This window comes from Bernardetia sp. MNP-M8 (genome assembly GCF_037126285.1).
Taxonomy (GTDB): Bacteria; Bacteroidota; Bacteroidia; order Cytophagales; family Bernardetiaceae; genus Bernardetia.
Genome location: NZ_CP147012.1, coordinates 221,646 through 238,857 on the forward strand (window position 1 = coordinate 221,646; position 17,212 = coordinate 238,857).

General features: G+C 32.4%; 15 protein-coding genes. 7 read left to right on the forward strand and 8 right to left on the reverse strand.

Annotated features, from left to right (window positions below; translation table 11 throughout):
* The first annotated feature begins 73 nt into the window (after positions 1-73).
* Together V9L04_RS00945 and V9L04_RS00950 are read left to right on the forward strand one after the other, a co-directional pair.
* Positions 74-2,539, forward strand: a complete 2,466-nt coding sequence (locus V9L04_RS00945) for a tetratricopeptide repeat protein (protein ID WP_338792184.1) — start codon at positions 74-76, stop codon at positions 2,537-2,539.
* Between the two features lie 228 nt (positions 2,540-2,767).
* Positions 2,768-3,736 carry a KpsF/GutQ family sugar-phosphate isomerase gene (locus V9L04_RS00950; RefSeq protein WP_338792185.1) on the forward strand — a complete coding sequence of 323 codons (969 nt, stop codon included), beginning with the start codon at positions 2,768-2,770 and terminating at the stop codon, positions 3,734-3,736.
* Positions 3,737-3,774: 38 nt separating this feature from the next.
* On the opposite strand, the gene V9L04_RS00955 is transcribed toward V9L04_RS00950, so the two are convergent.
* From V9L04_RS00955 to V9L04_RS00965, 3 genes are all read right to left on the reverse strand, one after another.
* Complete coding sequence (locus V9L04_RS00955; protein WP_338792186.1) at positions 3,775-4,029, reverse strand: Rho termination factor N-terminal domain-containing protein; 255 nt, start codon at positions 4,027-4,029, stop codon at positions 3,775-3,777.
* Positions 4,030-4,077: 48 nt separating this feature from the next.
* Entirely contained in the window at positions 4,078-4,473 is a 396-nt protein-coding gene (locus V9L04_RS00960; RefSeq protein WP_338792187.1) for a Rho termination factor N-terminal domain-containing protein, read from the reverse strand.
* A gap of 224 nt (positions 4,474-4,697) precedes the next feature.
* Positions 4,698-5,384, reverse strand: a complete 687-nt coding sequence (locus tag V9L04_RS00965) for an N-acetylmuramoyl-L-alanine amidase (RefSeq protein WP_338792188.1) — start codon at positions 5,382-5,384, stop codon at positions 4,698-4,700.
* 526 nt (positions 5,385-5,910) lie between these two features.
* Between V9L04_RS00965 and V9L04_RS00970 the strand changes: the two genes are divergently transcribed.
* From V9L04_RS00970 to V9L04_RS00980, 3 genes are all read left to right on the forward strand, one after another.
* A complete protein-coding gene (locus tag V9L04_RS00970; RefSeq protein ID WP_338792189.1) occupies positions 5,911-6,513 on the forward strand; it encodes a nucleotide exchange factor GrpE in 603 nt (200 codons plus the stop codon).
* 120 nt (positions 6,514-6,633) lie between these two features.
* Complete coding sequence (gene dnaJ / locus V9L04_RS00975) at positions 6,634-7,785, forward strand: molecular chaperone DnaJ (RefSeq protein WP_338792190.1); 1,152 nt, start codon at positions 6,634-6,636, stop codon at positions 7,783-7,785.
* A 484-nt stretch (positions 7,786-8,269) separates the two neighbouring features.
* Positions 8,270-10,399, forward strand: a complete 2,130-nt coding sequence (locus V9L04_RS00980) for an amino acid carrier protein (RefSeq protein WP_338792191.1) — start codon at positions 8,270-8,272, stop codon at positions 10,397-10,399.
* Positions 10,400-10,466: 67 nt separating this feature from the next.
* Here the strand turns inward: V9L04_RS00980 and V9L04_RS00985 are convergent, their stop codons facing one another.
* From V9L04_RS00985 to V9L04_RS00995, 3 genes are all read right to left on the reverse strand, one after another.
* Complete coding sequence (locus tag V9L04_RS00985) at positions 10,467-11,333, reverse strand: lysophospholipid acyltransferase family protein (RefSeq protein WP_338792192.1); 867 nt, start codon at positions 11,331-11,333, stop codon at positions 10,467-10,469.
* Positions 11,334-11,699: 366 nt separating this feature from the next.
* Positions 11,700-12,248, reverse strand: a complete 549-nt coding sequence (locus V9L04_RS00990) for a 30S ribosomal protein S16 (RefSeq protein ID WP_338792193.1) — start codon at positions 12,246-12,248, stop codon at positions 11,700-11,702.
* A 135-nt stretch (positions 12,249-12,383) separates the two neighbouring features.
* Positions 12,384-13,016 (reverse strand): hypothetical protein, encoded by a 633-nt coding sequence (locus tag V9L04_RS00995; protein WP_338792194.1) that lies wholly within the window; start codon positions 13,014-13,016, stop codon positions 12,384-12,386.
* Between the two features lie 216 nt (positions 13,017-13,232).
* On the opposite strand from V9L04_RS00995, the gene V9L04_RS01000 reads away from it, so the two are divergent.
* Entirely contained in the window at positions 13,233-14,606 is a 1,374-nt protein-coding gene (locus tag V9L04_RS01000; protein WP_338792195.1) for a hypothetical protein, read from the forward strand.
* Between the two features lie 59 nt (positions 14,607-14,665).
* Here V9L04_RS01000 and purE read toward each other — a convergent pair whose 3' ends face one another.
* Positions 14,666-15,166: a 5-(carboxyamino)imidazole ribonucleotide mutase gene (gene purE / locus V9L04_RS01005; protein WP_338792196.1), complete on the reverse strand. Its 501-nt coding sequence runs from the start codon at positions 15,164-15,166 to the stop codon at positions 14,666-14,668.
* A gap of 175 nt (positions 15,167-15,341) precedes the next feature.
* Positions 15,342-15,866, reverse strand: coding sequence for a thioredoxin family protein (locus V9L04_RS01010; protein ID WP_338792197.1), 525 nt, complete (start codon positions 15,864-15,866; stop codon positions 15,342-15,344).
* A gap of 538 nt (positions 15,867-16,404) precedes the next feature.
* Between V9L04_RS01010 and V9L04_RS01015 the strand changes: the two genes are divergently transcribed.
* Positions 16,405-17,178 (forward strand): phosphosulfolactate synthase, encoded by a 774-nt coding sequence (locus V9L04_RS01015; protein WP_338792198.1) that lies wholly within the window; start codon positions 16,405-16,407, stop codon positions 17,176-17,178.
* Positions 17,179-17,212: the final 34 nt, after the last annotated feature.

A 17,212-nucleotide genomic window follows, 5' to 3' on the forward strand; every position in this document is an offset into this window, starting at 1 on the left:
AATAAAATTTTTGCTTCGTTTGTTATTGAAGTTTATATCGTAATTTTTAATTTTTAATTCGTAATTGAATAAAATGCGTTTTTGGTTTGTATTTTTCTTGGTTATCGGAATTAACTTTTCTGTTTTGGCTCAAAGTAGCCAAACTGTAGAAGAGCTACTCAAATCTGCACGCCATGAGCAAAGTGAGCAAAAACTAGCAAGCGCACTCCGTTACTACCTTCAAGCTGTCAATAAATTAGAAAAACAAAACGATAAAAAAGCTCTTTTTCAAGTCTATACCGAAATTGGGATTATTTATCAAAATGGAGGTTTACACGATAAAGCCATTGAATATTTTACTAAATCACAAGAAGTAATTGATGCAAACTCATCTACTCAAGCTGTAATTTCGATGCGCTTGGGAGAGTCCTATTTGGCTCAAAAAGACTACCCACAAGCCATTACAGCCTATAAAAATGCAAAACAAATTTATCTACCTCAGAAAAAACCGTATGCTACCATACAAGCTCTTCGCCAACTCATAACAGCTTACCAAGCCAATAAAGACTATCAAACAGCTTTAGATGCAAATCAAGAAGTATTAGAAATGGATAGAATAATTGGAGATTCGGCAGCCGTAGCAGCAACACTGAATAATATTGGCTATACCTACAAATTTTTAGGGAATTATAATAAAGCAATTACAAGTTTTGAACAAGCTAGAAAAATAGAAAAAAAATTAGGATTAGAAGAAGACCCAATCACACTTACAAATACAGCAATCGTTTATCAAAACCTAGCTCAGTATGATAATGCGATGCGCTTTTTAAAACAATCAATAAATATAGTAGAAATAAAAAATAAACCTAGAGAGTTAGCTCGCTTATACAATATTATGGCAGCTCTGTATTATCAGTTAGGAGATTACCATAACGCTAGAGAATATAACGAACTTGCTTTAGTTTATGCTCAAAAATATAAACAGCGTGAAATAGTAAAAGATATTCACCTAACAGCTTCACAAATTAATCAAGCAAATAATAATTATGAAGATGCTCTAAAATCGTATGAAAAACATCTCAATATTCGTGATTCTTTACTTTTGGAAGAACGTTTGAAACAACAAGAACTTTTGCAACAGCAGTTTTTAATAGAAAGAACAGAAAAAGAACTACAACTATATATGGTTGATGAAGAATTAAAAACAGCACAATTAAAAGAACAAGAACTAACACTAGATAAGCAAAATCAAGAACTAGCTTTATTACAACAAAAACAAGAATTACAAGCCGAACGATTAGAAAAAGAAGCCTTAGAAAAACAGCGTACAAAACAAGAGCTACTCATTGCACAGCAAGAACTCAATGCTCAAAAAGCAGCACGTGAAGTGGAAGATTTACAACAAAAAGAACTTAATAGAAAACGAGAAGTAGAAAGATTAGAACAGCAAGCTGACCTAAACAAACAAACATTAGCTAGAGAACGAGCAGAAGCAGAAAAAAAACAAGCAGAAGCACAGGCAGAAGCCAATGTAAAAGAAGCAGAATCAGCAGCTCAGCGAAAAATATTTGCTATCGCAGCTATTTTATCGCTATTAATTTTACTCGTTATTGGTTTTGCTTTTCTAAGCTCAAAGAAAAAAAATAAAGAACTAGCACAACAAAAAGATCAAATTGAATCGAAAAATGTAGAATTAGAACAACAAACGGAAGAAATTCAGATGCAGCGTGATGCCATTGCTCACAAAAGTGAAGAATTAAATGAGCTTTATATAAAAGTTACTGATAGTGTTCGTTATGCACAGCGCATTCAAGATGCAATTTTAGTTCCTCCTGCACAGGTTTTTACAAATTTTGGAGCAAATACAGAAGGATTTGTATTGTTTAAGCCTCGTGATATTGTTTCAGGTGATTTTTATTGGACAACCGAAAAAGACAATAGAGTAATTTTGACAGCCATTGATTGTACAGGACACGGAGTTCCAGGCGCATTTATGTCATTGATAGGCAACGATTTACTCAATGAAATTGTAAATTTGAGAGGAATTACTACACCTCATGAAATTTTGAACGAGCTTCACAAAGGCGTACAAACAACACTCAAGCAACAAGAAACTGAAAATAGAGACGGAATGGATATGGCACTTTGTGTCTATGACAAAGAAAAAAATATATTAGAGTTTGCAGGAGCAAAAAATCCACTTCTTTACATAAAAAATGGAGAAATAGAAACCCTAAAAGGCGATAAAAAACCAATTGGAGGAAAAGATGTCTATAAAGAAGATTCTTTCAAAACACATATCATAGATTTGAATGAAGAGAATGCACCTACTATGTTTTATATTTTTTCAGATGGTTACCAAGACCAGTTTGGAGGTTTGGAAGGTAGAAAGTTTATGATAAAAAAACTAAGAGCATTATTACAAAAAATTCATCAAAAACCGATGGAAGAGCAGCATGAAATTTTAGATACTACGATAGTAGATTGGATGAAAAATGAAGAACAAATCGATGATATTCTTTTGATGGGTTTTAGAATAGAAACAATTACGACCTGCTAAAGTAGCGAAGCTAATTAAAAATTACGAATTCCTACCCTTTTTGGTGTTTTAGCAAAGCGACATCAACAACAAAATACCTCTTAAAAGTTTAAAAAACTTCAAATCTATTAGAAATTACAATTCCAGAAAGCTATTTTTATTACTTTTGATTAATGAAAAAATCAGAGTAAAACCTTACTGTTGTTGGTGTCTCCCCCAACGACTTCAACCATTCTAAAAAAAGTAATAATGCAATCCTACCTAAATTCAGCCAATGAAGTTTTTGATTTAGAAATTGATGCGCTACAAAAAGCAAAACACCAAATTGCAACTACCTTTGAAAAGGCTATTGAACTGATTTTGACTTCAAAAGGAAAAATTGTAGTTACAGGAGTAGGCAAATCTGGAATTATTGCACACAAAATTTCGGCTACTTTTGCAAGTACAGGAACGCCTTCTGTTTTTTTGAATGCTTCCGAAGCACTTCATGGAGATTTGGGAATGGTTTCAAAAGGCGATATAGTAATTATGCTTTCTAAAAGTGGAACTACAATTGAACTTGTAAAAATGCTTCCAACACTCAGTAAAGTAGGCGCAAAAACAATAGGCATTTTTAGTAATATAGAAACTCGTCTAGCTCACAACTTAGATTTAGTTTTAGATGCAACTGTTGAGCGTGAAGCCTGTCCGTTGAATCTTGCACCAATGAGTAGCACAACGGTTTCACTTGTCATTGGTGATGCTTTGGCTGCTGCACTGATAAAAGCACGAAACTTTAAAGATAGTGATTTTGCTGTTTTTCATCCTGCTGGACAGTTAGGACGTAATCTTTTACTTACGGCTGCTGATGTAATGCACAGTAAGGAAAACTTACCAATTGTTTCTGCTCAAAACTCACTCAAAGAAGTTGTTATAGTAATGACAAAATATAATTTGGGTGCTGTTTGTGTTTGTAAAAATGAAGAAAATTCTATTAAACTAGAAGGAATAATTACAGACGGTGATGTAAGGCGTTTTCTGACTCATTCGGATACACTAACCGTAAAAGCAGAAGAAATAATGACACGAAACCCTATCTCTTTGCATCCTCAAATGCGACTCTCAGAAGTCTTGAGCGTAATGGAAAATAAAAAGCGTCAGATTTATGTCGCTCCTGTAGTAGATGAAAAAAATAATTGCTTAGGAGTTGTCAGAATGCACGATATTTTGAGTTATTGATTTTTTTATATAACACACTAGGAAGTCTGTTATACTTTTTAATTATTTCTTAGCGCATCGATAAGTTCGGATTTATTCATTTTCGAACGCCCTTCTATATCTAATTCTTTGGCTTGCTGATAGAGTTCTTTTTTAGTTCGGTCTTCGTACTCCTTTGCCTTTCCTCCTTTTTTTCCTGCTTCTGAGGCTGGGGTATTAGCGATGCGAGCCGATTTTTCTTTGCTATATCCTTCTCTGCGAAGAGCTTCATAACGTTCGTCGTCTTTGATTGAGTTTCCGTGGTCTTTTGCCATAAATTTTTAAAATTTTAAATTGATTTTTAAATTAGATTAAAATATAATTTATTTTTCAGAATGTTCTCTTAAAGCCTTTATTAGCTCGCCTTTATTCATTGTTGAGCGTCCCTCAAGGTCAATTTCTTGTGCTATTTTATATAGCTCTTTTTTAGTTTTGAGAGAGTAATTCATAATTTTCGCCTCTTGTTTTGGAGTTATTTTTTTAGGTTCTTCAGCTTTTGTTTCTGATTTAGGAGTTGTTCCTTTTTCTTTTTTTGTTACTTGATTATTCTCTACTTGCTCCTCTTCTAAATTTACTTGTACAGTTTTTAAAGGAGCTATTGCCTTTTTTTGTTTTTTCTTTTCAGAAAAAGGCAAATTTTCTCCTATTGTAGTACCTACTTTCTTGGCGACTAATAAAGAACTATAAAAAGCGATTTCGAACAAACTTTTGATAATCATATTTTTCTTTTTTGGTAGAGGTAGTAATTTATAGAATCCTGTATAAGGAATAAAAATCGTTAGTAGAAATACCTACAATATTTATTTACAATGTGCAGTAATCTAAGTAATTTGATAAAACAACTCAAAAGCAAGTTAAAAGTTTTTGAATTTATTTCATAAAAAAAGGTTTGAATTTCTATTGAAACTCAAACCTTTTTGGTTCTACTCTTTTTATTTTTAGTCTAGTTAACTGTAAGACCAATTTTTTTCCAATCAAACAAACTACCTGGGTCGCTACGACGTGAAGGTGCATATTCATCATGTCCTACAATGTGTTTACGGTCGTGGCTAATATCTGTATGACGGCTTTCAATATCATGTAAAAGACGAGCTAAAGATTTGTATTGAGCTTCTGTAAAGCCAACATCTTTTTTATTTATTTTTTGGTAAGTAGAAGTCGAAATGAATTTTGACATTTCATTTTGTGTTCCAATTGCCATCATTTCAATTCCTATAGAACGTCCATTTAAGTCATTATGACGATGCGCTTCGTGTGAAAGTGTTCCTTTTCCTGCGTGGTGTGCAGAACGATTTTCATTTACTAAATGATGAATAACTCCTTCTCTGTCTATAATATAATGAGCAGAAACTTTATAGGTTTCAAATACATTCAAAATATCTTTTAAATTGTAAGGATTTTCTGGATTTTGAGCTGCATTACTACAAAAATGAAGCATTACGTGGGTAATAGAAGCATCTGAAGAACGAGTACGAGAACATGCATCTGATAAAAGTTTTGGAGCAACTTCTGTTTTGGGGATAAATTTTTCTTCGCCACCACCTAGAGTAGAAGTAGAAGATACAAAAGCAGAAGATATAAAAAATAAAACAAATAAAAGGCTAGTGATGGTCAGGTAGGTTTTCTTCATAATAAGCAAGTAGAAAGCAGTTAAATTAAACAAGAGCATAGAAAAGGGTAGAAATTTTTGAGTTAAGTATAAATCATAAGAAAGGGTATGATTTGTTGAAGGATAAATTCAAAACTATGTTTTTGCAAATAGTAAAACGTTTGCAACGCAATTTAATTATAATTGTTCAAAAACCAAACCAAATTCCAATTTTTATTTGGCTTTTTAAGCATATTACCAAATCTTTAAATAATTGTTAAACTAATTTATTGCTTTAAGAAAATTTATTTTTCATCTAGTTATCTGTCAAACTGACACGTAACTAAACAAATAGCACATTTGGCAAATATATTGCCTTTTTGATAGCGTAATTAGAGTATAAGTTGTTTCATTTATACAATAACAGAATATTTATTCTTTACTAGTATTGAAAGTAAAATTATAATTTTTTTTGCTATAGTTTTATATAAATAATATTAAAAAACAATATTCTCTCTACATAAAAAAGACATTCTATTTCAAAATATAAAATCAAAATATAAGTAGTATGAATACTAACAATCATTCTGACAACGGTTCTACAAATAACCAAACTGAAGAAAATCTAAACTCAGAATCAAAAGCTGAATCTACTTCGGACACTTCGGCAGAAACAAATGAAGAAACAACAACAGAAACTGACAATTCAACAGAACCAAATTATCATGCCGAACTTTTAGAATTGAAAGATAAGCATTTACGTTTGTATTCTGAATTTGAAAATTTCCGTCGTCGTACTGCCAAAGAAAAAATTGAGCATACACAGCTTGCTAATAAAAACATGATGGCTGCGCTTATTCCTGTTTTAGATGACTTTCAGCGTGCTGAAGGTTCAATAAATCAGACAGAAGACCAAGACCAAAAAGCAGATATTGCTTTTGATGCTATCGGAATTTTACAAAAGCGTTTCCGTACCGTTTTAGAGCAACAAGGACTTAAAGAAATGGATTCACCTATTGGGCAACCATTAGATACAGATATACATGAAGCTATCACAACTACGCCAGCACCTTCAGAAGAATTGAAAGGTAAAGTAGTTGATCAAATAGAAAAAGGATATTTTCTCAACGATAAAGTAGTTCGTTTTGCTAAAGTAGTTGTAGGTGCATAACCTAGCTAATGATTGGTTCAAGAACTTACACTTGAACCAGTTTTATTAAATTTAAAAGGAAAACAATCAAAAAATAGTGACATACTACTTTACAGAATTAGAAAAATTTAATTACCAGTTATGAGCAAGAGAGATTATTACGAAGTGTTGGGTGTTTCACGCAATTCATCAGCAGAAGAAATCAAAAAAGCTTATCGAAAGATAGCAATCAAGTTTCACCCAGACAAAAACCCAGGTGATGCAACAGCAGAAGATAAATTTAAGGAAGCTGCTGAAGCATACGATGCCTTAGGAAATCCAGAAAAAAAAGCTAAATACGACCGTTTCGGACACCAAGGAATGAATGGTGGTGGTGGTGGCTTCCAAAATGCTGACGATATTTTCTCTCATTTTGGAGATATATTCGGTGGTGGTTTTGGAGGTGGAGGTGGCTCTCCTTTCGATGATATTTTTGGTGGAGGAAGAGGAGGACAGCGTCAGAAAAAAGGTTCTTCTGTTCGTATCAAACTCAAACTTACACTTCAAGAAATTGCTCATGGTGTAGAGAAAAAAATCAAAATCAAACGCCAAGTTTTGTGTGACACTTGTGATGGTTCGGGTGCAAAAGATGCCTCTTCCAAACAAACTTGTAAGCAATGTAACGGAAACGGTCAAGTAAGACGTGTTACAAATACAATGCTTGGACAAATGGTAACTACAGCAGCTTGTCCTTCGTGTAACGGACAAGGAACAATCATTACTGACCCTTGTAAGTCGTGTAGTGGCGAAGGTGTTCAGATGAAAGAAGAAGTAACTGAAATAAAACTTCCAGCAGGAATTGAAGACGGAATGCAGCTTTCTATGGCAGGAAAAGGAAACTACCCACCAAGAGGAGGCGTTGCAGGCGATTTATTGATTCTTATTGAAGAAGAAGAACACAAATTCCTTAAGAGAGAAGGAAAAAATGTACATTATGATTTGTGTATCAGTTTTCCAGATGCTGTCTTGGGAACAACTGTTGAAGTTCCTACCATTGATGGCAGTGTGAAAGTGCCAATAGATGCAGGAACACAAGGAGGAAAAATATTGAGATTGCGTGGAAAAGGAATTCGTCCTTACAACACTTATGAAACAGGCGATCAGCTTATTCATGTCAATGTTTGGATTCCTCAAAAACTCACTAAAGAAGAACGCAAAGAAATGGAAAAACTAAAAACAGCAGATAACTTTGCTCCTGATTTAGACAAACAAGACCGTTCGTTTTTTGATAAAGTCAAAGAATTTTTTCATTAAATTTATGGCGTTGGTAAGACACCAACAATGATAAGATATATTTTTATAAGAAAAATCCATTTAGAAAAATTATTTTCTGAATGGATTTTTTGTGTGTACACCTCTTAATGATATATTTTGCATTCAGGTCTTTAGAATTAAACATTTTTTTCTCAGAAGTATCATGCATTAAAATATTACGCCTGTAATTAAGTTTGTGTATGAGAAATAGTAAGGTCTTTAGATAAAATAAAATCCACTCATTTATCCATATCATGCAAATAAGGACATATAAAAATTATCATTTATAAGGAATTTTAAAGCTACTTTTTAGTTAAAATCAATAGTCCCTTTCCAAAATACACCTTTTTTAGCAACTTTTATGTTATATAAAGTAAATTTTGACTTAATTTGCATATCTATTTAATTTGTGATTCTTCACAAAGATTATTTTAATTAAACTTAGTTTACCCAATAACTTATCAAAATATAATAGCATCTTCTTATGATTTATTCCGTACAAAAGCATTTCACAACAAAAAAACTATTACCAAAAAGTAGCATTTTTTTACTTACACTTCTGTTTTCTGTTTTCTTTTCTCTTACTGCTTTTTCTCAAAGTGAGCTTACAGGAAAACTAGAAACTATCAATCCATCTGGTAGTATAAATAATGGAATCGTCGTAGCAAAAGTACAAGGGGGAACACCTCCATATCGTTATTATTGGTCAAATGCAGCAACGCCTATTGTAGCTGACACATGTAAAGGAAATACAGAAGGAGCTACAGTTTCTTTGAAAGTAATTGATGCAGCAGATCAAGAGGCTGAGTTTCAGACGGTCGTAGAAGCAGAATCTGGTGGAGAAAATCTAAATGCTACTTTTACACCTCTAGTAAATGCAATGGCAACAGTTTTGTTTTTTGACCCATTTGCAGCAATAGGAATCTATGACCCAAGAATTCAAGTCAATGAAGGCAAAGTAAAAGCTCCTTTTGTAACAGATAAATTACTCACAAAGATAACAGTAAAGAAATGGCTTGTTGAAGACAAAGCAAAAGTAAAACAAGCCGATTTGATTGCTATTGTAAGCTCAAATAAAGGAGATAGAGAAATTTATGCACAGTTTGACGGAACAATCAACATTGCGCTTAAAGAAGGAATGACAGTTTATGATGTCACTCAGAATAAAGATGCTTCAGATGTTGTTCGTACAAATGGTGGTGTCTTAGGAATTATAGATTATGATAAAGAACAACCTCTTTTAAACCCAAATGGAACACCACAAACAAAGTCAATCCCTTTAGTTGTTTTTTGGCTTGTTTTGGGAGCAATTTATTTTACCTTCAAAATGAATTTTATCAATTTTAGAGGTTTCAAACACGCAATTGATTTGGTAAGTGGAAAATTTGATGACCCTGAACATGATACTGGAGAAGTTTCTCACTTTCAAGCACTTACTACGGCACTTTCGGCTACCGTTGGTTTAGGAAATATTGCCAGTGTTGCTATTGCAATTTCTATTGGAGGACCAGGAGCAACTTTTTGGATGATTACAGCAGGTCTTTTAGGAATGTCTTCAAAATTTGTAGAATGTACATTGGGTGTGAAATATAGAATTATTGATAAAGAAGGGACAGTTTTTGGAGGTCCTATGTATTATTTGAGTCAAGGATTAGCTAAAAAACGTTTAGGTGTTTTGGGTAAAGTTTTGGCTGTTACTTTTGCTGTTCTTTGTATTGGAGGCTCTTTTGGTGGTGGAAACATGTTCCAAGTAAATCAAGCCTTTGCACAATTGGAAGGACAAATTCCAGCATTAGTAGGTAATGGAGTATGGTTTGGAGTTGGTTTTGCCATTTTAGTAGGTGTCGTAATCATTGGAGGTATCAAAAGTATTGCTAAAGTAACGGATAAAATTGTTCCGTTTATGTGTGGTATTTATGTTTTGGCTGCCCTTATTGTAATTATGATAAATATTACTGCTGTTGGTGATGCAATTATGCTTATTTTTGATGGTGCTTTTAATGCTGAAGCTGCTGCTGGTGGTTTTATCGGTGTTTTGATACAAGGTTTCCGTCGTGCAGCCTTCTCTAATGAAGCTGGTGTAGGTTCGGCTTCTATTGCTCACTCAGCTGCCAAAACAGATGAGCCTGTAAGTGAAGGAATTGTAGCTCTTTTAGAGCCATTTATCGATACAGTTATCGTTTGTACAATGACTGCACTTGTTATTATTTTTACAGGAGAATATGCAAATACAGAGGGTTTATCAGGTGCAATCTTGACTTCTAAAGCCTTTGGTAAATCAATTCCTTGGTTTCCTTATGTACTGACTATTGCTATTGTTTTGTTTGCTTTCTCTACTATGATTTCTTGGTCATATTATGGTGAAAGAGCGTGGGCTTATCTTTTCGGACAAAGCAAAGTTGCGAGCTTAGTTTACAAAGCTATTTTTCTGATTTTCGTAGTAATTGGTGCTTCTATCGAACTAGGTGCAGTAGTAGACTTTTCAGATATGATGATTTTGGGAATGGCATTTCCAAATATTTTGGGTCTGATAATCTTATCACCAGAAGTGAGGAAGGATTTAAGAGAATATTTTGGAAAAGTAAAATCAGGTGCAATAAAGAAGTTTAAATAAAACTTTGAATTAAGATACTATAAAAAAAGGCTTGAAATTTAATTTTCAAGCCTTTTTGTTTTTCTTTTTACTTTATCGTCTGCATTTCCTCTGGCAATTTAACATGTTTTTCTATAAACTTTTGAATATCCTCAATAGTATGTTCGTCTGTAAACTGAACAGGTTTTTTAAAGGTTACTTGTAAATCTGTACCTCGTTTTTTCAAAAAGAATCCCTTTTTATCAAATGCTCTTCTAAAGCCGTTTATGTAAACAGGAACTACAATTGGTTTTAGTTCATGAATCAAATGTGCTGAGCCTTTTCTGACTGGTGCAAATGCTTTTGTTGTCCCTTGTGGAAAAGTTACTACCCAACCTTCTGCTAAGGCTTGTTTTATTTTATTGGGGGCAGATGTATCAGCTCCCCGATTAACTTCTTCTCCTTTTGCCCTCCAACTTCTTTTTATGGTTACTGCGCCTGTATAAGCTAACAATTTAGGCAACCAGCCACCATCTTTCATTGTTTCTTCAGCAGCGACATAAAACATTTTTGTACGTGGATTGAGAAGATAAACAGGAAAGTTTATATTTTTAAGTTTCCATTTTACGCTACAAAAAATATGATACATGACCATTACATCAGCAAAATAAGTTTGATGATTGGAAATAAACATAACTCCTTTATTAGGAAGGTTTATCAAATGCTCTGCACCTTCTACTTTTGTGTTATTCAGAATATTAAAACGTGGATAAGTAGCTGCCCCTAGAACGCCTACTAGCATTCGTTTCAAAAAAAGAAAATTTCCAAAGGGATCTTTTCTGATGAGTTTAATATCTTTTACTTGGTTTATCCAAGACATTTTCTGTTTGTCAGAACGTCTTTTATTAGTTTTTCTAAATTTTTTGGGCGATTGAATTTTATTTTTTTCTTCTTTGATAGGTGTGTGTGTGTCCATTATTTTATAAGTAAAAATGATAAAATGTGGTAGTATGAATAGTGTATTGGTTTGTTTGCTTTTTATACTAAACGAATAGCAATACACTTAGGTTTGGTTCTGAAAAGTTAAACAAATATTTTGAGAGTAAGTAGTTTTATTTTTTCTTAAATCATTTTCTATAAAAAAACTCTTTCTTATTCATCATTCTAAAAAAATAGAATAAAAATAAAAAAGAGTTTAGAAGTATTTTTATAAATAGATATAAGTTCAAATTTTTCTATATCTGTAAATAATTATGAATATAAATTAAATAAACTACTCATTCGTAATTAGCTTCACTGCTTTAGCAGATCATAATTTTTAATTCGTAATTATTTCTTATAATTATTCTCCTGCATTTTCTGTTGTTTCTTCCGTAGATGCTTCTGGAGCTTCTTCACTTGCTTCAGCAGCAGGCTCATTAGCTTTAGCAGCTTCTTCTTGTTTCTTACGGATAGCTTCAGTACGAGCTTCTTTTACCTTAGCTTCAGCAGCCATACGGTCTTTTGCAGCTTGTTGCTTATCACTAGAAAGTTTAGAAATACGGCTTTCAATTTTTTGATCTTTAGCTTCTCTCCAAGCTGCCATCTTTTCATCAGCAGATTCTTGAGTAATTGCTCCTTTGTTTACACCTAATTGAAGATGTTTACGGAACATTAAGCCTTTATAGTGCAACATTCTTCTTACTGTTTCTGAAGGTTGCGCTCCTACCATAAGCCATTTCATTGCTTTCTCATCGTCAATAACGATAGAAGCAGGAACAGTTTGTGGATTATAAGTCCCAATTTTTTCGATGAATTTACCATCACGTGGCGCTCGGGAGTCTGCTATCACGATTTCGAAACGTGCAGCTTTTTTGCGCCCTCTTCTTGCAAGTCTAATGCGAGTTGCCATAACTTATACAAAGTTTGAGAGGTCTGAAATAAAATAATTCTCTACAATAAAATAAAATAGAGCTTGTGATCCTTATACAGAAAACAAGACTGCAAAGGTAGAATTTTATTTTAATATTTACAATATTTTACTTCATTATTTAATTTCCAATGCTCCAATTTGATTAAAACCTTTATTTTTTGAGGTAATTGTAATGTACATTCTTTGGATTAGATATGCCCAAAACCCACAAATAAATGACATTAGAAGGGCTATTCCAAAATGAAAAAATAATCTAAAAAAAGTAATTTCTCCATATCCAATAAAATATTCTCCCAGATCAGTTCCATATTTCCATTGCATAAGTGCCAAAAAACAATGATGCCCAATAGCTAAACACGAATAAACAACCTGCATATGCCAATCTTGATAAATAATAAGAAGTGCTGCATTAGTAAAATAAAAAAAGTGCATTTCTGCCATTCCGTGAAGCTGACCTATAAATTGCAATAGAAAAATAGTATACACAACTGCAATCAAAGCTCTAGAAAGTTTACCCTCTTGCAAAACTAACCGAACTATAAGATACAACATACAGGTACAACCTGCTGTAATCCAAGTAAAAACCCACGTACTATATATAGGAGCAAGACAAATTCCAAGTAAAAAAAACAATCCCACAAACTTATCTGAAATAGAATCTACCTGCTTTTGTACCTCATTGAGATAATTTTCCTTATTGGTATATTCAACAATGGGAATCCATTTGTTAGTAAAAAATTTAGTCATATTTATAGAGTAGTTTAAAAAATAGGTAGGCAAAAAAGTAAACAGATACAGTAATTTTACAAATATAATCAGAAAAAACCATTGATTAATCAGCTTTTATTTGGAAAAGTGGAATAAAATGTAAAAATTACGTATTAGTTTATCCAATTCTATCTCTCTTGAGCGTTTTAGTAGTGTCTAAAAACGTTTTTGTCCAGAAAGCACATACAATAATTCATGAATTCATCCAATTTTAATAAATTTATAGAAGATTTTTCTTCCATTAATTCATCAGATGCAACCAATTTTGAAAGGGTTTTGAAAAAATATCCTTATTTTCAAACGGCTGCACTCTTTCTAGCTAAATCAAATCCTTTACAAAACAATACACAAACGGCTGCATTGCGTTCGGCAGACCGTAGAGTGTTACGCACTTGGTTAGACGAAAATTATAGGAAAGAATTAGAAAAAGAAAAGCGAGAACTAGAGGCTAGAAAAGCTGTTTTGGAAACAGAAAATTACAAAGAAAATGAAGAATTAGATATTAATACAGAGTCTATAAATGCCTTTGACAAACTTGTGGGAACGCCAACAGTAGTACCAAAAAATAAAGAAATATCAGAAAATACATCAGAAGAAAGCAATCAAAAGCTAGAAAATACTACTGAAAATAATCAAGAAATTGAAAATAAAGAAGTTATTTCTGAAAGCAATTTTTTTGATGACATTGAAGAAGATAACTCCATAACTAAAACAGAAACGACCGAAAGCCAAATTGATTCTTCTAGTTTTTTTGATGACTTAGAAGATAACGAAGAATTAGAAAAAATAGAGAATTCGACAATAAACTCTGATGCCAATTTCTTTGATGAAGTAGATGAAAACGAAAGTAATGAACCTATTTTCAAGGAACAATCAGATATAAATGAGCCTTTACCAACTTCAATTCCAGAAGAAAGCACTGATGCAAACTTCTTTGATGAAATAGATGAGAACGAAAGTAATGAACCTATTTTCAAGGAACAATCAGATATAAATGAACCTTTGCCAACTTCAATTCCAGAAGAAAGCACTGATGCTAATTTCTTTGATGAAATAGATGAAAACGAAAGTAATGAACCTATTTTCAAAGAACAATCAGATATAAATGAGCCTTTGCCAACTTCAATTCCAGAAGAAAGCACTGATGCTAATTTCTTTGATGAAATAGATGAAAACGAAAGTAATGAACCTATTTTCAAAGAACAATCAGATATAAATGCCCCTTTACCAACTTCAATTCCAGAAGAAAGCACTGATGCTAATTTCTTTGATGAAGTAGATGAAAACGAAAGTAATGAACCTATTTTCAAGGAACAATCAGATATAAATGAGCCTTTACTAACAAATACAGTTACAGAAATTCCTCCAACGACTACAGATGCTAACTTTTTTGATGAAATTGAAGGAGATGATGAGATTTTTGGAGATGCTCAAAAAGATTTAGATAATTATGATGCTTCAGGTTTTTCAAACTTTCCAGACTTTGAAGAAGAAAAAGAAGAAGTAGAAAAGAACAAAAAAGCAAATGAAGATGCAAAAGAAGATGGAAGTTTTTTTGATGATATTTAAAAAAATCCTTGTTGATACTGATTCAACAAGGATTTCTTTACAAAAATTTAAAACAGAATCTAAACCAATTCTTTCCATCCATTTTTATCAATATTTTCTACATCTGTAATTACTTTTTCTTTTAGGGCTTCTTTGAAGTGATCTAAACGAATCGCCAACTGTTCATCAGACGCACCCAAAATTTGAGCAGCCAAAATACCTGCATTCTTTGCTCCATCTAATGCCACAGTAGCCACAGGAACACCTGAAGGCATTTGTAAAATAGATAAAACAGAATCCCAACCATCAATAGAATTAGAAGACTTAACAGGAACACCAATTACAGGCAATGAAGTAAGTGAAGCCACCATTCCAGGTAAATGTGCTGCACCTCCTGCACCTGCAATGACTACTTTAACTCCATTTTTCCTTGCATTTTTGGCAAAATCAAACAAACGCTCAGGCGTACGATGTGCTGAAACAATTGTCAAAGAATATTCTACTTGAAGTTCTTCCAAAACTTCTGCTGCTGCACCCATTACTCGTAAATCAGAACGGCTACCCATTATTATCGAAACCATAATTTCTTTTTTGTAATTTTTATTCTACAAATTATTTAAAAATTCAGTACAATATTACAGAAAATGAGAGTAGAAAAGGAATTTTTGAAAGGTTTTATACAAAATTTTCAAACCAAAAAATCCTTATCGTTTTCAATCAACAATAAGGATTCAATAATTTTATTTTTTTGATAATTTATAATACTTCTTTCAAAACTTCTACTAACTCTTGATTTGTAATAGCTGTTTTTACTATCTCGCCTTTTGGATTGAGAAGGACGTGATAGGGAAGTCCAGAAACTTTATATTTATTGCACACAGCACTTTCCCAACCTTGTAAATCTGAAAGTTCTAACCAAGAAGAATTATTTTGAGCAATAGCTGTTTTCCAACGCTCCTTCGAATTATCTAAAGAAACAGACACAATTTCTAAATTCTTAGAATTATATTGCGAATATACTTCATTTAATACATTTCTATCTTTCATGCTTTCACTGTTCCATGAAGCCCAAAAATCTAAAAGTATCCATTTTCCTTTTAGTTTTTCATTTTTGTTTAGATTGTCTAGTTCGATTTTTTCGCCTTGAGGAGTTTCTAAATTTATAGTTTTTGTAGTAGAAGAGCTTTTTTTGAAAGTTGAAGGAGAAAATATATTACCACATAATCCTACAAGGAATAAGCTCATGGCAATAATAGGTAAGGCAAATAAGGAAAATTTCATATTATTATTTTGAATAAGATTGTTTAGATAGTTTTTTTATTAAGTGTAATTTTGATAGAAAGAGCTGATAGAAAAATTTATTTTTTATTTTATCATAATTTTATCTTTAATAGAGAGAAATTCAAAACAGCTAAATCAATATATTCAATCACACATACTTATATAAACAAAATTAGTGCTTAGTTTTCTTTAAAAAAATGCAACTTAATAGTAGAAGTTACGTTAGAAGTATTTCTACTAGAATAAATGGCATTTTTGTCTCAAAAACAGTATAGAATATAGGAAACGAGCATTTTCAATAAAAAATTTAACACCTATTTAACCTAATTAATTATTTTATTTTAGATTATTTAATAATCTAAAATTTCATCTTAACAGAATTTTCATTCAAATTCAATATCTTTGTAGCCTAATTTTGCTTTAGTTTTTGCTCTTTTTTTATAAATGATATTATCTAAGTCATATCTTAATCTATCAAAAAAGTATAGGCAAAAGAGCAATATATTCATTTTTCAAATTGCACTAGAATCAAAAAAAAATGCAAGAACAAAACTACTCACTCACTCATATTCCTAATCGTCCGTCCAAACCACGTCAATCAGGACTTACTATGGTAATGGATAAAGGGTTAAGTGTCAGAGAAATAGAAGATCTTATCAGTGTAGCAGGCGATTACATAGACATTGTAAAACTCGGTTGGGCTACCTCTTATGTCATTCAAAATTTACAAGAAAAACTAGATGTTTATAAAGCTGCTGGAATTCCTACTTACTTTGGTGGGACACTTTTTGAGGCTTTTTTGGTTAGAAATCAAGTAGATGAATATCAAAAAGTATTGGATAAATATGGAATGCAATACGCTGAAATTTCGGATGGTTCATTAGATTTAGATCACGAAGAGAAATGTAAACTTATTGAGCGTTTCTCTAAACAAGTAACCGTTCTTTCAGAAGTAGGCTCAAAAGATGCTGAAAAAATAATTGCTCCTTATCAATGGATTCAGCTTATGCAAGATGAATTAGAAGCAGGAGCTTGGAAAGTAATTGGAGAAGCTAGAGAAGGTGGAAATGTAGGGCTTTTTCGTTCTACTGGTGAAGTTCGCTCAGGACTTGTACAAGAAATTTTGACCAAAATTCCTGCTGAGAAAATTATTTGGGAAGCTCCTCAAAAAGCACAACAAGTTTATTTTATCAAACTCATTGGTGCAAATGTAAACTTGGGAAATATCGCTCCTAACGAACTTGTTCCTTTAGAAACTATTCGTTTAGGACTTCGTGGAGATACTTTTGATTTCTTTTTGAATGGAAAGTAAAAAGTAATTATTTCAAAAAACAAAAATAGCATAG